Genomic DNA, 15,385 nt, shown 5'->3' on the forward strand with positions numbered 1-15,385 from the left:
AAGTAGATAGCTCTCCGTTAACTATATTACTCGTCCGTTAATTGTTTGCTAACGCAATGCCACGAAGAAGCCTATCGGTCACCGTCTCAATGCCAATTGAGATGGACGAGGAAATCGGTGAGGAGGCTGACAAACACGGTATGACGTACTCACAGTACGTGCGTCAGGCCCTACGCGAAAGTATGGGTACGCCGTTCGAGTGCGACGATGCTGTTCTCTGCGTCGACGAGAACGGCCAGAACCAGCGGAACGGAAAGGGGGCCGTCTAAACTATGTCCAGTAGCTCAGGCCCCGGTTTTTCACAAGATACGGCGGACGAAAAGGCTGACGACGAAGAGGCGGATGGTCCATGAGTTGGGATCGCGTCGATCCCGAGAACCTCATCAACGAGCGCCCTTCGCTCGTCGACGTCGACGGTCAGGGCGCGCTCTACGTCGCCGACGCCCGCGTACGAGAGAACGGCTGGCTGTGGATCAAGGAGTGGGACGGGCGGACGGCGAAGCTGCCGCCTCACCGTTTGCTCGCAGTCAGGCGCGTCGCGACCGAGAGCGCCGACGAGACCAACGCCTTTGGTGGAGACAAGAAGCGCGTCGCGAGCGCGAAGTGGCGCGAGGAGGCGAAGCGGTCGCCGGACGAGATCGGCGGCGAGCAGCCGGTGGTCGCGGATGACTGAGGACGATATCGAGCTGACCGTCAAGATGACGAGAGGCGGCAGCTCCGGCAACAAGGAGTCGATGAAGGCCACCGTCTCCGCGCCGAACATCGAGACGCTCAACGATCGCGTGAACAAGCTGCGCGAGAAGATGGAAGACTGGTCTGTCGAGTTCCGGAACATCCAGCCCGGCAAGGTCCGACAGATCGCTGACGACCAGAGCCAACTGGGTGAGTCGGAGGCGTGAGGGGGAACCTCTGGACCTGCGGCGAGTGCGGCACTACAGTCAACGCGACTGTGAACGGCGAAACGTGCTACTCGTGCGGGAACCGTCGCGATCGGGAGGGACCGCAGTGAGCGACGATCTCGAACCGCTCACGCCGTGGGAAGCGGTGAAGATGTACCTCGACCACCGCGAGCCCGAACTAAGCGAGAAGTCGGTAATGAACCACAAGTATCGGCTTGACGTGTTCCTCGAATTTTGCGAGGAACGCGGCATCGAGAACCTGAACGAGCTGACCGGCCGCGATCTTCACCGTTTCCGGACCTGGCGCAGTGAACAGGATATCACGACGATGACCCTGCGGACGAACCTCGCCACGTTGCGAGTGTTCTTGGAGTTCTGCGCGTCGATCGACGGCGTCGAGCAGGGACTTCGCGAGAAGGTCGTACTGCCCGAGGTCTCCCGCGAGGAGCAATCGAAGGACGTGAAGCTCGACGTCGACCGCGCGGAGGCAATCCTCGAACATATGGAGCGCTTCGAGTACGCGAGTCGGGCGCACGTCGTGATGGCGATCTTCTGGCACACAGGGGTTCGGCTGGGGACGTTGCGAGCGCTGGACCTCGATGATGTCGACCTCGAAACGCCGTGCCTACGAGTTCGGCACCGATCGGAAACGTCGACACCGCTGAAGAACGGGAAGGCGGCTGACCGATCCATCGCCCTCGGCGAACAGTACGCCAAGGTGATCGAGGACTACATCACACACAACCGAATTAAGATTGAGGACTCTCACGGCCGCGAGCCGCTGATTTCATCGAATCAGGGTCGGCTCACTGAGTCTTCGGTCCGGTTGATCGCGTACAAATGGACTCGACCGTGTATGATCGGGGACTGTCCCCACGACAAGGACCCGGTCAGCTGCGAGTATATGTCGAGCAAGCACGCCAGCGGGTGCCCGAGTTCGCGATCTCCGCACGGAATCAGACGCGGAGCGCTCACGCGAATGCTTCGACAAGGAACGCCCGAGGAAGTTGTCAGCGGCCGCTCGAACGTGACGAGCGACGTGTTAGAACTGCACTACGATCAGCGGAGCGAACGCGAGCGGATGGAACTTCGCCGCGAGTTCTTGGAGGATGTCTAATGCCACCAACTGAAACGAAACCACCACGAGGGAGCACGCACCGATCACCGAAACCGAGATTGCAGCAGGGTGTAGAATCGCCGTCCCCCGCCGAGTCCATTAGTATTCCTCCGTCATACCCAGGGACCAAGACCGCAAGGTGTAGACCTTGAGACGGACCCGGCAGTTGGCGACGAAACTGTGTGACCCCGATTTTCCGCGGCGTCGGCCACACAACAGATCGTCGACAGTCATCTCGTAAGTCGCATTCGTCCCGAAAACGTAACCGTGGTTCAACCGAAGCGGGGACAACGATGCCAGCCGAGAGCCGAATGGCGGTCTTAGAGAAGCGCGAAGCGGCCGAGGGGATGAGGCTCGCAGAGCGTCCGGTTCCGACGTCCGGAAAAGGCGAGGTCCGTATCGCCGTGAGATCCGTCGGCATCGACGGCGGCGTCGAGGCGTCATTCTATCGGTGGGAAGAGTCGTACCACCGGTACGAACCGCATCTCCCGTAGGTGTTCGGTCACGAGTTCGCGGGCGTGGTGGACGCCCTCGGTCCGTGCGTCGAGGACTGGTCGGGTGGCGAGCGTGTCGCCGTCGAACCGCGCATCTCCTGCGAACGCTGTCGCAACTGTCTGGACGGTCGTCAGAACCTCTGCACCAACGAATCTGGCTTCTCGCCGCACGGCCGGAAGTCCATCGGCATCGACACCGAGGAGCCGGGTGCACTCGCTGAGTACGTGATCGTTCCCGCGCGGAATCTCTATGCGCTCCCCGACGGTGTCACGTACGACGAGGGCGTGTTTCTGGAGTTGCTCGCCATCGGTATCCACGGCATCACCGTCTCGTCCTTCGAGGTCGGCGACCGCGTCGCAATTACGGGTCCGGGGTCGGCGGGCCTGAGCGCACTGATCGCCGCTCGGACGGCGGGCGCGAGTGAAATTATCGGGTCACGAGTCCGCGCTGCGGCTCGCGGAGGAGAGCGTCCGCCCGGGCGGCGAACTCGTCCAGATCGGCGTCTATCACGGGACGGAGCGAGTGCCCGTGGCCCTCAACGGCCTCGTGAACGAGGAAATTTCGATCCAGACCGTCAACGCCCGACGGGAGTCGGATTGGTGTCGGACGCTGGACATCGCGCCGTCGGTCGATCTCGCGCCGGTCGTCGGGCCCGCTTTCGAGATGGCTGACTACGAGGACGCCTTCGAGGCCGAGCGAGCGGGCGTGAAGATCGTGTTGAATCCCTGATCCCGACCGCTCTCACCGATCCAGGTAGATCGGGGCGGGTTCCTCGTCAGGACCGGGCCAGTCGATGTCAGTTCGGTCGATCAGATTCGACACGACCGACGTATCGAGGTCGGCGGCGTCGGGGTAGTTCACCTCGACGAGGTTCCCCGCGGGGTCTCGAATGTAGAACTGTATCGCGCCGGAGGGAATGACGTACACCGGCGGTTCGCCGTCGACGAAGCCGGGTTCGATCTGCGGGAGCCGTTCGGCTTCCGCGGAGTCGTGCTGGCGGATCGCCCGATAGACGGCCTCGAAGTCGTCGACGTGGAGCGCGTGGTGGTTGAACGCGGGCGGGTCGTCGTCGCGCTCGACGAGGTGCAGTTGTAGGTCGCCGCATGCGAGCCACTGGATCGGCTCGTCGAACGCCGGGGTCGGAATCCGCTCCATTCCGAACACCGACTCGTAGAACTGGACGGACTCCTCTAGGTCCGCCGCGACGATGCTGACGTGCGTGTAGCGTGCTTCGACCACGGTGGCGTGGTCGAGGACGCGGGGCGGTAAAACGGTTCGCGTCGGGCGTGATTACCGCTCTACGCCCAACCGACATCGGAGCGCGTCCGCGGTTCGACGTACGGCCCGGGCGGGGTGGCGGTCGTATTTCCACACCGCACACGCCGCCAGCATAATCGCGATCCCGTAGAGTTGCACCGTCGCGAACGCGAAGACGCTGGCGGCGACGAACTCGACGACGCCCGGCAGGCCGAGTTCCCGCATCTCCGCGATGATCGCCCCCGGCGGACTGTTCGCGAACATCACCGCACCACCAGCGAGAAAGAGCAGTCGGCCGGGGCCCTCCCAGAGGTACCACAGCGGAATCATCGGGAAGAAGAGGAGGACGAGATACCACTGCAGCGCCGGGAAGACCGTGACCGTCACGACCAGCGTCGCGAAGATGGCGATGAGCCGCCCCTGCAGCGACCTCACGTCGCGGTAGAACACCGCGAGGACGACGCCGGAAACGAGGAGCGCGAGCGGCAGCAACGCCTCGGCGGGTGCGTCCGGAAACAGTCCCCAGATGACGTGCGACAGCGGCCGCTGGATTGTTACGTAATACGTGCTATCGACGGGATATCCCCCGACGAAGTCCGCCGTCTCCGAGCGGTTCGGGACGACCTCGGTGAAGAACGTGACCGTCGGTTCCCTGCCGTACGCGAGCACCCCGGCGAGGATGCCGCCGACACCCACCGCGGTCGCGCTCGCGATCGACCGCCACGAGCGGGTTTTGAGCAGCCACGCGCCCACCAACGCGGGAAACAGTTTGAACAGCGCCGCGAGGCCGAACGCCGCCCCGCCCGCGGCGGACCGGTCGCCTTCGATCGCGAGAAACCCCAATACGAAGGCGACGGCAACGATGAGATTGATGTTCCCGTAGTAAATCGTCCCGAAGGTGAACGGCGAGAGGAGCACGACGCCGACGATCAGCGCCGCGTCGAGCCAGCCGAGGCGGTGGCTGATACGGTCGACGAAGCGGACGATCGCGGCCGCGACAACCACGCCAGCGATGACGTTCAGCGCCACGATGATCTGGTAGCCGGTCAGCCACTCGAATGCGGTGAACGGATAGTACGCGCCGACGGTGATCGGCGGGTAGAGATACACGGCCCAGTCTCCCAGTCCGGGTGGTGCGACCCCGTAGAACGACTGTCCCTCGCGGGCCACCTGCGCCGCGTAACGGTACGTACGGATGTTCGCACCGACGTTGCTTCCCGGATCCCATCCCGGCGGGAGGAACGCGGGGTTGAAGTTTCGGTCGTAAGAGGCCGCGCCCCAGAGAATCGCGAACAGCATCACCGCGCGGACAGCGACGCTGGAGCGACCGACGCGCGGCCGACGGAGGAAGTCGGGGAGGGGAGCCATCTGCCGGAACGTCAACAGGCGGGGACGAAGGTGTTTCGCTGTGTCGTGAGCGCGCGAAGACGATCGGTTCCGTCGCTCGACCGGCAGTTCCTCACTCCAACCGCTCGGCGGCCAGATCGGCACCCGCCCGCAGCGCTTCGAGTTTCTTCCAAGCGACGCTCGGATGGACGGCGTTCGCGCCCTCGACGACCGTCTCGAAGCCGCAGTCGGCTCCGGCGACGATCCGCTCGGGATCGCCGATCGCGTCGGCGAAGCGTTCGATTCGCTCCGCGACGACCTCGGGGTGCTCGACGACGTTCGTCTTCACGTCGATGACGCCCGGGATCAGTCGCCACTCGTCCGGGAGCGAATGCTCCGCGAACGTCCGATACTCGTGTTGGTGGCGCGGATTCGCCCCCTCGATGACCAGTCCGCCCACGTCGGCCTCGTAGAACGCGTCGATCACGTCTTCGAGCGCGACGTCGTGGTGGTGTGGCCCCTCGTAGTTCCCCCAACAGCCGTGCAGCCGGATCCGTTCGTCGGGGACGTTCGCGACGGCCTCGTTCAGCGCCTCGACGTGGGTGTGTACCCGCTCGCGGAAGTCAGCGACGGAGTCGTCCTTGTACGTCAGCGTGAACCCAGCCAGCAGGTCGGGAGCGTCGATCTGGAGAATCGCACCCGTCTCGGCGATCAGTTCGTATTCGGTGGCGAGCGCCCCGGCGAGGTCGAAGAGGTACTCCTCGTCGGAGTCGTGGTATTCGGTCTCCGTGAACCGGAGGACGGCACCGGGCGAGGGCGCGGTGTGGAACCGCGCCGGGAACTCGACTCCCTCGGCGTCGACGGCCTCGTCGAACCGGGCCAGATCGCGCCGGAGGTCCGCCTCGCCGACGTACTCGATCGGTCCGGTGGCGACGGGGCCGCCGATGTTCTCGGTCTCCCCCAAGAGCGCCGCACCGTAGTCGGGGACGTCGTCGAGGTCGGAGGGCCACTCGCGCTCGACGGTTCCCTCGCTGAAGCCCGCGAGGCGGTTGGTGACGTCGACCGAGTAGGCGATGCGACTCTGCTCGCCGTCGTTGGCGACGTCAATGCCGACCGCCGCCTGGCGGCGCACGACCTCGCGAATCGACTCGTCGACGGCGGCGGCGAACGCGTCGTCGTCCGGATCCGCGGCGGTCAGGAGCGACCGGAGGCGCTCCGAGCGGGGAAGGCTCCCGACATGAGTGGTGCGAATCGTGGGTGAAGCCATTATCCACCCCTGTCGTGGCAGCCACAAAGAGATGTCGGAGATTCGAAGCGTCTTGAGGGAGGATGTCGGTCGTTGGGGAGATCGAAGCGCCTTGAGGGGGAGATACCCGCCACCAGCGCGGAGTATCGTTTATATCGGGGGAGCGAATTGAGCGGAACGTATGTCCCAAGGAGACTTCGAGGGCTACGGCGGACGACACGTCCCCGCCCCGCTCGAAGAACCGCTCGAACAGCTGGCGACCGCCTACGACGACATCAAGGAGACTGAGGAGTTCCAGTCTGAACTGGAGCAGTTGCTCGAAGACTACGCCGGGCGGCCCACCTCGCTCTACCACGCCGAGGGGCTGAGCGAGCGCTACGGCGCGGACATCTACTTCAAGCGCGAGGACCTCCTCCACGGCGGCGCACACAAGATCAACAATGCGCTCGGCCAGGCGCTGCTCGCGAAGAAGGCCGGGAAATCCCGGCTCATCGCCGAGACGGGCGCGGGCCAGCACGGGACGGCGACCGCGATGGTCGGCGCGCTCTTGGATCTCGACACGGAGATCTATATGGGCAAGAAAGACGTCGAGCGCCAGAAGATGAACGTCTTCCGGATGCGGCTGATGGGCGCGGAGGTCAACGAAGTCACCCGCGGCGGGTCGGGCCTCTCCGACGCCGTTGACGCGGCGCTCGAAGACTTCGCGGGGAACATCGACGACACGCATTACCTCGTCGGATCCGTGGTCGGCCCGGATCCCTTCCCGCGGATGGTCCGCGACTTCCAGTCAGTCCTCGGCGAGGAGGCCAGAGCGCAGTTCCTCGATCGAACCGGCGAACTCCCCGACGCCGCGGTCGCCTGCGTCGGCGGCGGGAGCAACGCGATGGGGCTGTTCCACGCCTTCCGCGACGACGACGTGGCGTTCTACGGCGCGGAGGGCGGCGGCGAGGGCGCGGGATCGAAGCGCCACGCCGCGCCGCTCGCGGACGGCGAAGACGGGACCATCCACGGGATGAAAACCCGCGTCATCGACGACGAGGTCGAGGTGCACTCCGTTTCCGCCGGGCTCGACTACCCCGGTGTGGGCCCCGAGCACGCGATGTTCCGCGCGGTCGGCCGCTGTGAGTACGTTGCCGTCGGCGACGGGGACGCCAAAGCCGCGTTCCGCGAACTCTCCGAGGAGGAGGGGATCATCCCCGCGCTCGAATCCAGTCACGCAATCGCGCTCGCGAAGGAACTCGCCGACGAGCACGACACGATCCTCGTGAACCTCAGCGGTCGGGGCGACAAGGATATGGAACAGGCCGCGCAGCTGTTCGATCTGAACTGAGGGCGGACAGAAGCGACACCGGTCGACTCCGCAAACGCTAATTCGGTCGGGGTGGTAGCGGCTGTGAAGGGTATGTGTCGGGAGTTGAAGCGGGAACCGGCGTGGGTAGCAGCGATCAGACTGGCGATTCTCGAAGGCCAAGTCACGACGGAGTCGGTGATCGAAGAGGCGAACCTCATTCCGGGCCGGGAGCGAACCGTCCGCAGCATTCTCGGAAAGATGGCCGACCGCGGCGTGTTGAACGCGGTCGGCGAGGACAGGTATCTCCCCGGCGAGGTGCTGTTGAACTCGGATCGGTACAACCTCGACTTTGACAACGCCTCCGACGGGGGCGCACACCGCTGGAACTCCTCGTAGCGACTATTCGATCCCCGAAACGAACTGACGGGGACGGGACGGCACGATTGTTTCGACGGTTGCAATAGCCGCCATCAGCACCACTACCAGTTGTCTCGGGCGTCGGTGCCAGTTTCCTGGGGTGTCACTGCCAATTGTCTCGAACGTCACTCCCAGTTGCCTCGGTTACCTCGCGTGTATGGAACGGGTGCCAGCGATCGCATAGCGCAAGCTATGTAAATACCACGAGGAAACGTAGTCTATGGGTACGCTGACGAACACCAAAATCTCCGAAAAGAACCTGACGACGGTCCCCAAACCGGTTCGGAACTTCCTCGACGTCGGCGCTGGCGACCGCGTCGAATGGCACGTCGAAGACGGACGCATCATCGTCGAGAAGTTCGAAGACGACGAGTAGGTTCGACGACGACGAGTAGCCCGCCGAAAACCGCAGCCGCTCTTTCTCGCTACCGTATTCAGTCTAGATCCGTCGGCTCGTCGATGTCGCGGCGGACGCCCGGATCTGGGACAGCCACGCGCGCACCGGCCCCGCTCCGAAGGAGGATCTCGCGGCCACCCACGTCTCCCGAGATGTCGGCGAGACCGCCGAAAAACCGGCGGTCGAACAGCACCGGATTGCCCCGAACGCCATTGTGCGCCGCCGCCAACGCGTCGCCGACTCCGGCGACGTAGGCGTCGACGAGGGTCTCGATCGTCTCGGGAGCGACGAAGGGCATATCACCGAGCGCGAGCACCGCGGCGTCGACCGGCGATTCCGCCTCCAGCAGCGTCTGAATCCCCGTCCGAACGGACGAGGCCTGCCCGGTCGCGTAGTCGTCGTTGGTGACGAAAGAGACGCCGAGGCCGTCGAGCGCGGTGGCGACGCGCTCGGCCTCGTGGCCCACCACGACGACGACCGGATCGAGCCCCGATTCGAGGAGCGTCCGCGCGGCGTGTCGAACGATCGGCTCGCCGTCGAGCATCGCCAGCAGCTTGTTTCGATCCCCGAAGCGACTGCTCGTGCCCGCCGCGAGGAGTATTCCCGCGACTCGTGGACGGTCCCGCCCACTGTCGCGCGTTCGCTCGTCGAACGGTGGCGAGACCAGCGGGAGCGTCTCCGAGTCGTCGGCCATCACTCGACGACCGAATAGGGGACGACGTCGACCGTCTGCCCGCGCGAGACACCCTCACCGGTGAGGACAAAGCCGTCCGCGCGGGTCGCGCGCGTGCTCGACGAGAGGACGCTCGGATCGAACGCGTCCTCGTAGACGGAGAGCTCGGAGTCGGCGTGTCCGAGCGGCATCGCCGTCGGGTGATCGGTCTCGGACGCTCCGTCGTCGCCTTCGGTCCGTGCGTCACCGCCGTCCGCCGGATCCTCGAACGTCACCGGGATCGCATAGGCGAACCCGGGCGTCGCGATGTCGACGTCGCGGGCCATCCGGGCGGGCACGGTCGGCAGCGACAGATCGCCGGTGAAGAACGGTCGCGCGACGAGCGTCGTCACCGCGTGCGCGCCGACGGGTTTGCCCGGGATCGCGAACGCGACGGCGTCGTAGTCGGTGAGTTCCGCGACGGCGATCGGCTTTCCGGGCCGGAGTCGCACGCGGTGGAACAGCACGTCGCCCAGCGAGTCGAGCGCGCGGACGACGTAGTCCTTATCCCCGACGCTCGTCCCCCCGGTCGTCACGACGACGTCGTGCTCGCGGGCCAGCTCCGCGATCCGCGACTCGACGCGGTCGTACGTGTCGGGGACGGTTCCCTCGTAGGTGGCGCTGTGTCCCCACGATCGGATCAGCCCCGCCAGCATCGGCGAATCGAGGTCGCGGTGGCGCCCCTCGTGGATCTCCGTTCCGGTCGCGAGCAACCCGACCGAGCGTCGTTCGCGGACCTCGACGGCGTCGATTCCCAGATCACCCAGCAGGATCGCGTCCTTCGGGCCGAGCCGCTCTCCCGCCTCGAACAGTCGCTCACCCGCGGCGACGTTGCTGCCGCGCTCGTAGACGTACGTGCCCGGTTCGAGTTCCGCGCCGGTCAGTTGGGTTCCCTCCACGGTCGCCTCCTCGCGCTTGAGAACCGCGTTCGCCGACGGGGGAACGGGCGCACCGGTCGCGATGCGGACCGCCTCTCCGGCACCCAGTTCCGGCGGTTCGTCCTCCGGGAAGACGTCGGCGTCGACGACGGTGAGCGGGTACTCCTCGGTCGCGTCGAAGGCGAACCCGTCCATCGTCGCGTGGCTCTGTGCGGGCACGTCGACCGGCGAATCGATCGGCTCGGCGAGCGTCCGTCCGTGAATCTCGCCGGTGTCGACTCGCTCTGTGCCGAGGTGTGAGAGCCACCGCTGTCCGAGTTCCCGCACGCGCTCGGCCCCGTCGTCCCACGCGATCAGATCATCGTGGTCGTGGCCGCCGTCGCAGGCGAGCGTCTCGTGGGGCCGGTCGCTGTCATCTTCGCGTGTCTGTCCCTTATCGGTCATCGGTCAACTCCGATATCTGTCGGCGAACAACACAAACTTTTATTTGCGATCTGTATGATATCATAAAGCGTGATAATAGTGTGCACATAGTAGAGGTACTTAAAAGATGGCGACACGCGGCCGCCGAACAACCGGACACAGGGATTGAGGACACACATGGAATTTGATGGAGAATTCGAATTAGACGGCGTACCACCCGAGAAAGCCTGGATCGTGCTGTCGGACCCGATGGCGGTCCGGGACGCGCTGAAGGGCTGTCGGTACATCACCCCGATGGACGACGAGTTCAACTTCGACGAGTACGAGGCCGAAGAGGACGTCGAGATGCTGCCGGAGGCGGACCCCGAAGTCGTCGCCGAGCGCGCGTTCGTCGAGGGGCAGAAATACGCGGCGCTGATGCAGGTCGGCGTCGGGAGCGTGAAACCCCGCTTCGAGACGACGGTCACGATCGACGAGCGCGACAGCGAGAACTTCAGAATGGTCGCGACCGGCGGCGGCGACGCCTCCGGAAGCAGTTTCAGTATGGAGTCGGGGATGCAGATTCACCCGGTCGACGACGGCGAAAGCTCGCGGATCGAGTGGTGGACCGAGGCCGACATCTCGGGACGGATCGCCCAGCTGGGATCGCGGGTGATCAAACCGGTCGCCAACAAGATCGTGAACAACTTCTTCGGAAACATCGAGAAACAGATGTCTGACGTCGACGAGGAGGCCAGCAGCGGCGTCACCGACAGACTACGGAACATGCTATGAAAGCAGCCAGATTCGAACACCACGAACCGACGTCCGTCAGTAAGGCGGTGAGCTTACTGGAGAGTCTCGACGAGCCCACGATACTCTCGGGCGGACAGAGCCTCATTCCGATGCTCCGATTCCGACTCGCCCGCCCGGACACGGTCGTCGACATCAACGGGATCGACGAACTCGACTATCTTCACGAGGAGGACGGCTACCTCAAGATCGGCGCGCTGGCGCGGCACGCCGACGTGGCGGAGTCGGACGTCATCGCGGAACGGTACGGGAGCTTCGCCGACACCGCCCCGTTGGTCGCGGATCCCCAAATCCGCAACCGCGGGACGATCGTCGGCTCCGTTGCGCAGGCGGATCCGAAGGGCGACTGGGGATCAGTCCTCATCGCCCACGACGGCGAGGTCGTCGCGACCGGACCCGACGGCGAGCGGACCATTCCGATCGACGAACTGTTCCTCCTGCCGTACGACACCTCCCTCGGCGAGAGCGAACTCATCACCGAGGCGCGCGTTCCCGTCCCGATCGAGCGGGAGGGAAGCGCCTACCACAAGCTGAAGCGCAAGACCGGCGACTACGCGATGGCTGGCGTCGCGGCCCGCCTGATCTTCGACGAGGACGGTCGGATCGAGAACGCCGGGATCGGAATGACCGCCGTAGACATCACCAACGCCCGCGCGAGCGACGCCGAGGAGCTCCTCGAGGGGTCGCGTCCCAGCGCCGATCTGTTCGGCGAGGCGGGCGAACTGGCCGCCGAACAGTCCAACCCCGAATCCGACGAACACGGCGACGCGTCCTACAAGGAGCGGATGGTCGAGGTACTGACCCAGCGGGCGCTCGGCGACGCCGCTGAACGTGCTGGGGTAATCAAACGGAGGGTATCCCCGTGACTGACACACGCGAAATCACGCTGACGATCAACGGCACCGAGCGCACCACCGAGGTCGAACCGCGACGACTGCTCGTCCACGCGATCCGCGAGGATCTCGATATGACGGGCACCCACATCGGCTGCGACACCGGTAACTGCGGGGCCTGTACGATCCTCGTCGACGGCGAACCGATCAAGTCCTGTCTGATGTTCGCCGCGCAGGCCGACGGGAGCGAACTGATGACCGTCGAGGGGATGGAGGACCTCCCCGAGTCAGACGGCGAACTCCACCCCTTACAGGAGGGCTTCCACGAGGAACACGGCCTGCAGTGCGGTTACTGTACGCCCGGGATGTTGATGGCGGGCAAGGCGCTCCTCGACGAGAACCCCGATCCGAGCGAGGCGGAGATCCGCGAGGCGATCAGCGGGAACCTCTGTCGGTGCACCGGCTATCAGAACATCGTAAAGTCGATCGAGTACGCGTCCGAGAAACTCGCCGCACAGCCCGCCGCCGACGGCGGGACGGTCGCCGTCGACGGTGACAGCGGGACGGGTACCGTCGCCGACGACATCCCCGCGACCTCCGAGGCCGACGCGGGCGGCCCCGGGGCGTTCGAGGGTTACGACGTGGAGTCGTTCGAGGGCAACGACGCGGACGGCGAGTTCTCCTGCGGCGCGGAGAACTGCTGCGGCGGTCCCGCGACCGACACCGAACACAGAGGTGACAACGTATGAGCAGTGAAACCGGCGACGTTCCCGTCGCAGAAACGGAGTATCAACACGACGACGACGGCGGTCCCGACCCGGAGAAACACCACGGCCACGGCCGCGGTGGGATGGGCGAGGAGGTCAAGCGCAAAGAGGACAAGCGCTTCATCACCGGCCGCGGCAACTACGTCGACGACATCAAGAAACCGGGGATGCTCCACTGCGAGATCGTCCGGAGCCCCCACGCGCACGCCCGAATCGAGAATATCGATACGTCGCGCGCGATGGACGTCGACGGCGTCGTCGCCGTCCTGACCGCCGAAGACCTGGCCGCACACGACCTCGCGACGATGCCGACGCTGATGGACGACACCCAGGACGTCCTCGTCAACGAGAAGGTCAAGTTCCAATCGCAGGAGGTCGCCGCGGTCATCGCGACCGACCGCTATGTCGCGAAGGACGGCGCGGAGAAGGTCGAGGTCGACTACGACGTGCTCGATCCCGTCGTCACCGCGCGGGACGCGCTCGAAGCCGATGCCCCGCTCATCCGCGACGAACTCGAAGACCAGGAGGACAACCACATCTTCGACTGGGACGTCGGCGACAAGGAGGCGACCGACAAGGTGTTCGACGAAGCCGACGTCACCGTCTCAGAGCAGATGGAGTACCAGCGGCTCCACCCCGCGCCGATCGAGACGTGCGGGTGCGTCGCCGACTGGGACCCCGGGAAAGACAAGATCACGGTTCACCTGACGTCTCAGGCGCCGCACGCGCACCGGACGCTGTTTTCGATGGTGTCGGGCATCCCGGAGCACAAGGTCCGGATCGTCAGCCCCGACATCGGCGGCGGCTTCGGCAACAAGGTGCCGATCTACCCCGGCTACGTCGTCGCGGCGGCCGCCTCGGTCGTGCTCGAACAGCCCGTGAAGTGGATGGAAGAACGCTCCGAGAACATTCAGACCACCGGGTTCGCCCGCGATTACGATATGACCGGCGAACTCGCGGCCACGGAAGACGGCATCATCAAGGGCGTCCGGACGGACGTGCTGGCGAACCACGGCGCGTACAACGCCGTCGCTCAGCCGTCGAAGTTCCCGGCGGGCTTCTTCAACATCTTCACCGGCTCCTACGACATCGAGGCTGCGTACGGTTCGCTGACGGCGGCGTTCACCAACACCGCGCCGGGCGGCGTCGCCTACCGGTGTTCGTTCCGCGTCACGGAGGCGGTCTACCTCATCGAGCGGATGGTGAAGGTGCTCGCGCAGGAACTCGATATGGACCCCGCGGAGATCCGACGCAAGAACTTCATCCAAAAGGAGCAGTTCCCCTACCAGAGTCCGACCGGGTGGAACTACGACTCCGGCGACTACGAGAAGGCGCTCGATAAGGCCCTCGAAATGGCCGATTACGACCACTACCGCGAGGAGCAAGCGCGGCGGATCGATGAGGACGCAGACAAGCTCATCGGCATCGGTATCTCCTCGTTTACGGAAGTCGTCGGCGCGGGCCCCGGCAAGCAGTGCGACATCGCGGGCATCGAGATGTTCGACTCCGCGGACATCCGCGTGAACCCGACCGGCAACGCCGTCCTGCGAGTCGGCGTGCAGACGCAGGGGCAGGGTCACGAGACGACGTTCGCACAGATCGTCGCCGAGGAGCTCGGGATGGACGTCGACAACATCACCGTCGAACACGGCGATACCGACACCGACCCGTACGGGCTGGGGACCTACGGCTCCCGTTCGACGCCCGTCGCGGGCGCGGCGACGGCCGTCGCCGCCCGAAAGGTGCGCGATAAGGCCAAATCCATCGCCGCCAACGAGTTGGAGGCCGCGGAGGAGGACATCGAGTGGGACCGCGAATCCGGCGAGTTCCACGTCGCTGGCGCGCCCGATCGCTCGATCACGATCACCGAGATCGCCGCCAGCGCGTACATGAACCACCCGGGTGCCGAAGAGCCCGGGCTCGAAGCCGTCAACTACTACGACCCGCCGGAGATGACGTACCCCTTCGGTTCGTACATCGTGATCGTCGAGATCGACCGCGAGACCGGCGAGGTCGACTTCGAGAAGTTCGTCGCCGTCGACGACTGCGGCAACCGCATCAACCCGATGGTCATCGAGGGCCAGATCCACGGCGGGCTCGCGCAGGGCATCGGGACGGCGATGATGGAACACGTCACCTACGACGAGAACGGCAACTGCACCGGCGGCGACTTCATGAACTACCTGCTGCCGACGGCCAACGAGATCCCCAACTTCGAGACGGGATACACGGTCACGCCGTCGCCGCACCACCCGATCGGGGCGAAAGGCGTCGGCGAGTCGCCCACGGTGGGGTCGCCACCGGCGATCGTCAACGCGGTCGTCGACGCGATGGCCCACGCGGGGATCACGCACGTCGAGATGCCGATGACGCCCGACCGCGTGTGGGAATCGCTGAACGAGGCGGGCCTCGCGCTCGACCCGCGACAGAACGTGAACTTCGAGTTCGAGGGCGGCGCGAGCGAGGAACCGGCGGACGACTGATACGTCGCCGCTCGGGGTTTTCGGACGGCGAACCCAGTTGATCGGGTCCGCG

The 15,385-nt window shown here is 65.2% G+C and carries 18 protein-coding genes and 1 pseudogene; 14 read left to right on the forward strand and 5 right to left on the reverse strand.

All coding sequences use genetic code 11. From position 1 onward, the window contains the following. The first annotated feature begins 101 nt into the window (after positions 1-101). From FJT57_RS02605 to FJT57_RS16860, 7 genes and pseudogenes are all read left to right on the forward strand, one after another. Positions 102-269: a CopG family transcriptional regulator gene (locus FJT57_RS02605; RefSeq protein ID WP_144901392.1), complete on the forward strand. Its 168-nt coding sequence runs from the start codon at positions 102-104 to the stop codon at positions 267-269. A gap of 80 nt (positions 270-349) precedes the next feature. Next, positions 350-673 carry a hypothetical protein gene (locus FJT57_RS02610; RefSeq protein ID WP_144901394.1) on the forward strand — a complete coding sequence of 108 codons (324 nt, stop codon included), beginning with the start codon at positions 350-352 and terminating at the stop codon, positions 671-673. Next, entirely contained in the window at positions 666-899 is a 234-nt protein-coding gene (locus FJT57_RS02615) for a DUF7389 domain-containing protein (RefSeq protein WP_144901396.1), read from the forward strand. Before FJT57_RS02610 ends, FJT57_RS02615 begins: the two co-directional genes overlap by 8 nt. 106 nt (positions 900-1,005) lie before the next feature. Beyond that, entirely contained in the window at positions 1,006-2,016 is a 1,011-nt protein-coding gene (locus tag FJT57_RS02620) for a tyrosine-type recombinase/integrase (RefSeq protein ID WP_144901398.1), read from the forward strand. 293 nt (positions 2,017-2,309) lie between these two features. Further along, positions 2,310-2,510 (forward strand): hypothetical protein, encoded by a 201-nt coding sequence (locus FJT57_RS16570; protein ID WP_203229077.1) that lies wholly within the window; start codon positions 2,310-2,312, stop codon positions 2,508-2,510. Between the two features lie 27 nt (positions 2,511-2,537). Beyond that, positions 2,538-2,714: pseudogene (locus tag FJT57_RS17270) on the forward strand (alcohol dehydrogenase catalytic domain-containing protein); the annotation flags it as partial. A gap of 217 nt (positions 2,715-2,931) precedes the next feature. Further along, the gene (locus FJT57_RS16860) at positions 2,932-3,240 is read left to right on the forward strand and encodes an MDR/zinc-dependent alcohol dehydrogenase-like family protein (protein WP_238993886.1); all 309 of its coding nucleotides are present in this window, start codon (positions 2,932-2,934) and stop codon (positions 3,238-3,240) included. 12 nt (positions 3,241-3,252) lie between these two features. Here FJT57_RS16860 and FJT57_RS02630 read toward each other — a convergent pair whose 3' ends face one another. The 3 genes from FJT57_RS02630 to FJT57_RS02640 all read right to left on the reverse strand — a co-directional run bounded on the left by FJT57_RS02630 (position 3,253) and on the right by FJT57_RS02640 (position 6,361). Continuing rightward, the gene (locus FJT57_RS02630; RefSeq protein WP_144901400.1) at positions 3,253-3,750 is read right to left on the reverse strand and encodes a VOC family protein; all 498 of its coding nucleotides are present in this window, start codon (positions 3,748-3,750) and stop codon (positions 3,253-3,255) included. A 51-nt stretch (positions 3,751-3,801) separates the two neighbouring features. Continuing rightward, the gene (locus FJT57_RS02635) at positions 3,802-5,136 is read right to left on the reverse strand and encodes a glycosyltransferase family 87 protein (protein ID WP_144901402.1); all 1,335 of its coding nucleotides are present in this window, start codon (positions 5,134-5,136) and stop codon (positions 3,802-3,804) included. A gap of 91 nt (positions 5,137-5,227) precedes the next feature. Continuing rightward, the gene (locus FJT57_RS02640) at positions 5,228-6,361 is read right to left on the reverse strand and encodes a cobalamin-independent methionine synthase II family protein (RefSeq protein WP_144901404.1); all 1,134 of its coding nucleotides are present in this window, start codon (positions 6,359-6,361) and stop codon (positions 5,228-5,230) included. Positions 6,362-6,521: 160 nt separating this feature from the next. Here FJT57_RS02640 and trpB point away from each other — a divergent pair, with 160 nt between their 5' ends. From trpB to FJT57_RS02655, 3 genes are all read left to right on the forward strand, one after another. After that, complete coding sequence (trpB, locus tag FJT57_RS02645; protein WP_144901406.1) at positions 6,522-7,670, forward strand: tryptophan synthase subunit beta; 1,149 nt, start codon at positions 6,522-6,524, stop codon at positions 7,668-7,670. Positions 7,671-7,742: 72 nt separating this feature from the next. Further along, the gene (locus FJT57_RS02650; protein ID WP_144901408.1) at positions 7,743-8,027 is read left to right on the forward strand and encodes a hypothetical protein; all 285 of its coding nucleotides are present in this window, start codon (positions 7,743-7,745) and stop codon (positions 8,025-8,027) included. A gap of 241 nt (positions 8,028-8,268) precedes the next feature. Then, a complete protein-coding gene (locus tag FJT57_RS02655) occupies positions 8,269-8,424 on the forward strand; it encodes an AbrB/MazE/SpoVT family DNA-binding domain-containing protein (protein WP_144901410.1) in 156 nt (51 codons plus the stop codon). Positions 8,425-8,482: 58 nt separating this feature from the next. Here the strand turns inward: FJT57_RS02655 and FJT57_RS02660 are convergent, their stop codons facing one another. Then, positions 8,483-9,139 (reverse strand): nucleotidyltransferase family protein, encoded by a 657-nt coding sequence (locus FJT57_RS02660; protein WP_144901412.1) that lies wholly within the window; start codon positions 9,137-9,139, stop codon positions 8,483-8,485. Then, on the reverse strand, positions 9,139-10,479 hold the full coding sequence (locus tag FJT57_RS02665) for a molybdopterin molybdotransferase MoeA (protein WP_144901414.1): 1,341 nt from the start codon (positions 10,477-10,479) through the stop codon (positions 9,139-9,141). Before FJT57_RS02665 ends, FJT57_RS02660 begins: the two co-directional genes overlap by 1 nt. Before the next feature lie 156 nt (positions 10,480-10,635). On the opposite strand from FJT57_RS02665, the gene FJT57_RS02670 reads away from it, so the two are divergent. The 4 genes from FJT57_RS02670 to FJT57_RS02685 are packed head-to-tail and all read left to right on the forward strand — an operon-like array spanning position 10,636 to position 15,333. Further along, positions 10,636-11,232 carry a CoxG family protein gene (locus tag FJT57_RS02670; RefSeq protein ID WP_144901415.1) on the forward strand — a complete coding sequence of 199 codons (597 nt, stop codon included), beginning with the start codon at positions 10,636-10,638 and terminating at the stop codon, positions 11,230-11,232. After that, complete coding sequence (locus FJT57_RS02675) at positions 11,229-12,116, forward strand: FAD binding domain-containing protein (protein ID WP_144901417.1); 888 nt, start codon at positions 11,229-11,231, stop codon at positions 12,114-12,116. Before FJT57_RS02670 ends, FJT57_RS02675 begins: the two co-directional genes overlap by 4 nt. Beyond that, complete coding sequence (locus FJT57_RS17175; protein ID WP_144901419.1) at positions 12,113-12,832, forward strand: (2Fe-2S)-binding protein; 720 nt, start codon at positions 12,113-12,115, stop codon at positions 12,830-12,832. Before FJT57_RS02675 ends, FJT57_RS17175 begins: the two co-directional genes overlap by 4 nt. Continuing rightward, entirely contained in the window at positions 12,829-15,333 is a 2,505-nt protein-coding gene (locus tag FJT57_RS02685; RefSeq protein ID WP_144901421.1) for an aerobic carbon-monoxide dehydrogenase large subunit, read from the forward strand. Before FJT57_RS17175 ends, FJT57_RS02685 begins: the two co-directional genes overlap by 4 nt. The last annotated feature ends 52 nt before the right edge of the window (positions 15,334-15,385 follow it).

The organism is Halobellus captivus (assembly GCF_007655485.1).
Lineage (GTDB): Archaea > Halobacteriota > Halobacteria > Halobacteriales > Haloferacaceae > Haloquadratum > Haloquadratum captivum.

Bases quoted from the DNA above. Each gene is read 5' to 3' on its own strand.
- FJT57_RS02685 (WP_144901421.1), top strand. From the start codon at position 12,829: ATGAGCAGTGAAACCGGCGACGTTCCCGTCGCAGAAACGGAGTATCAA.
- trpB (WP_144901406.1), top strand. From the start codon at position 6,522: ATGTCCCAAGGAGACTTCGAGGGCTACGGCGGACGACACGTCCCCGCC.
- FJT57_RS16570 (WP_203229077.1), top strand. From the start codon at position 2,310: ATGCCAGCCGAGAGCCGAATGGCGGTCTTAGAGAAGCGCGAAGCGGCC.
- FJT57_RS02650 (WP_144901408.1), top strand. From the start codon at position 7,743: ATGTGTCGGGAGTTGAAGCGGGAACCGGCGTGGGTAGCAGCGATCAGA.
- FJT57_RS02675 (WP_144901417.1), top strand. From the start codon at position 11,229: ATGAAAGCAGCCAGATTCGAACACCACGAACCGACGTCCGTCAGTAAG.
- FJT57_RS02660 (WP_144901412.1), bottom strand. From the start codon at position 9,139: ATGGCCGACGACTCGGAGACGCTCCCGCTGGTCTCGCCACCGTTCGAC.
- FJT57_RS02610 (WP_144901394.1), top strand. From the start codon at position 350: ATGAGTTGGGATCGCGTCGATCCCGAGAACCTCATCAACGAGCGCCCT.
- FJT57_RS02655 (WP_144901410.1), top strand. From the start codon at position 8,269: ATGGGTACGCTGACGAACACCAAAATCTCCGAAAAGAACCTGACGACG.
- FJT57_RS02640 (WP_144901404.1), bottom strand. From the start codon at position 6,361: ATGGCTTCACCCACGATTCGCACCACTCATGTCGGGAGCCTTCCCCGC.
- FJT57_RS02605 (WP_144901392.1), top strand. From the start codon at position 102: ATGGACGAGGAAATCGGTGAGGAGGCTGACAAACACGGTATGACGTAC.
- FJT57_RS02635 (WP_144901402.1), bottom strand. From the start codon at position 5,136: ATGGCTCCCCTCCCCGACTTCCTCCGTCGGCCGCGCGTCGGTCGCTCC.
- FJT57_RS02670 (WP_144901415.1), top strand. From the start codon at position 10,636: ATGGAATTTGATGGAGAATTCGAATTAGACGGCGTACCACCCGAGAAA.
- FJT57_RS02665 (WP_144901414.1), bottom strand. From the start codon at position 10,479: ATGACCGATAAGGGACAGACACGCGAAGATGACAGCGACCGGCCCCAC.
- FJT57_RS02615 (WP_144901396.1), top strand. From the start codon at position 666: ATGACTGAGGACGATATCGAGCTGACCGTCAAGATGACGAGAGGCGGC.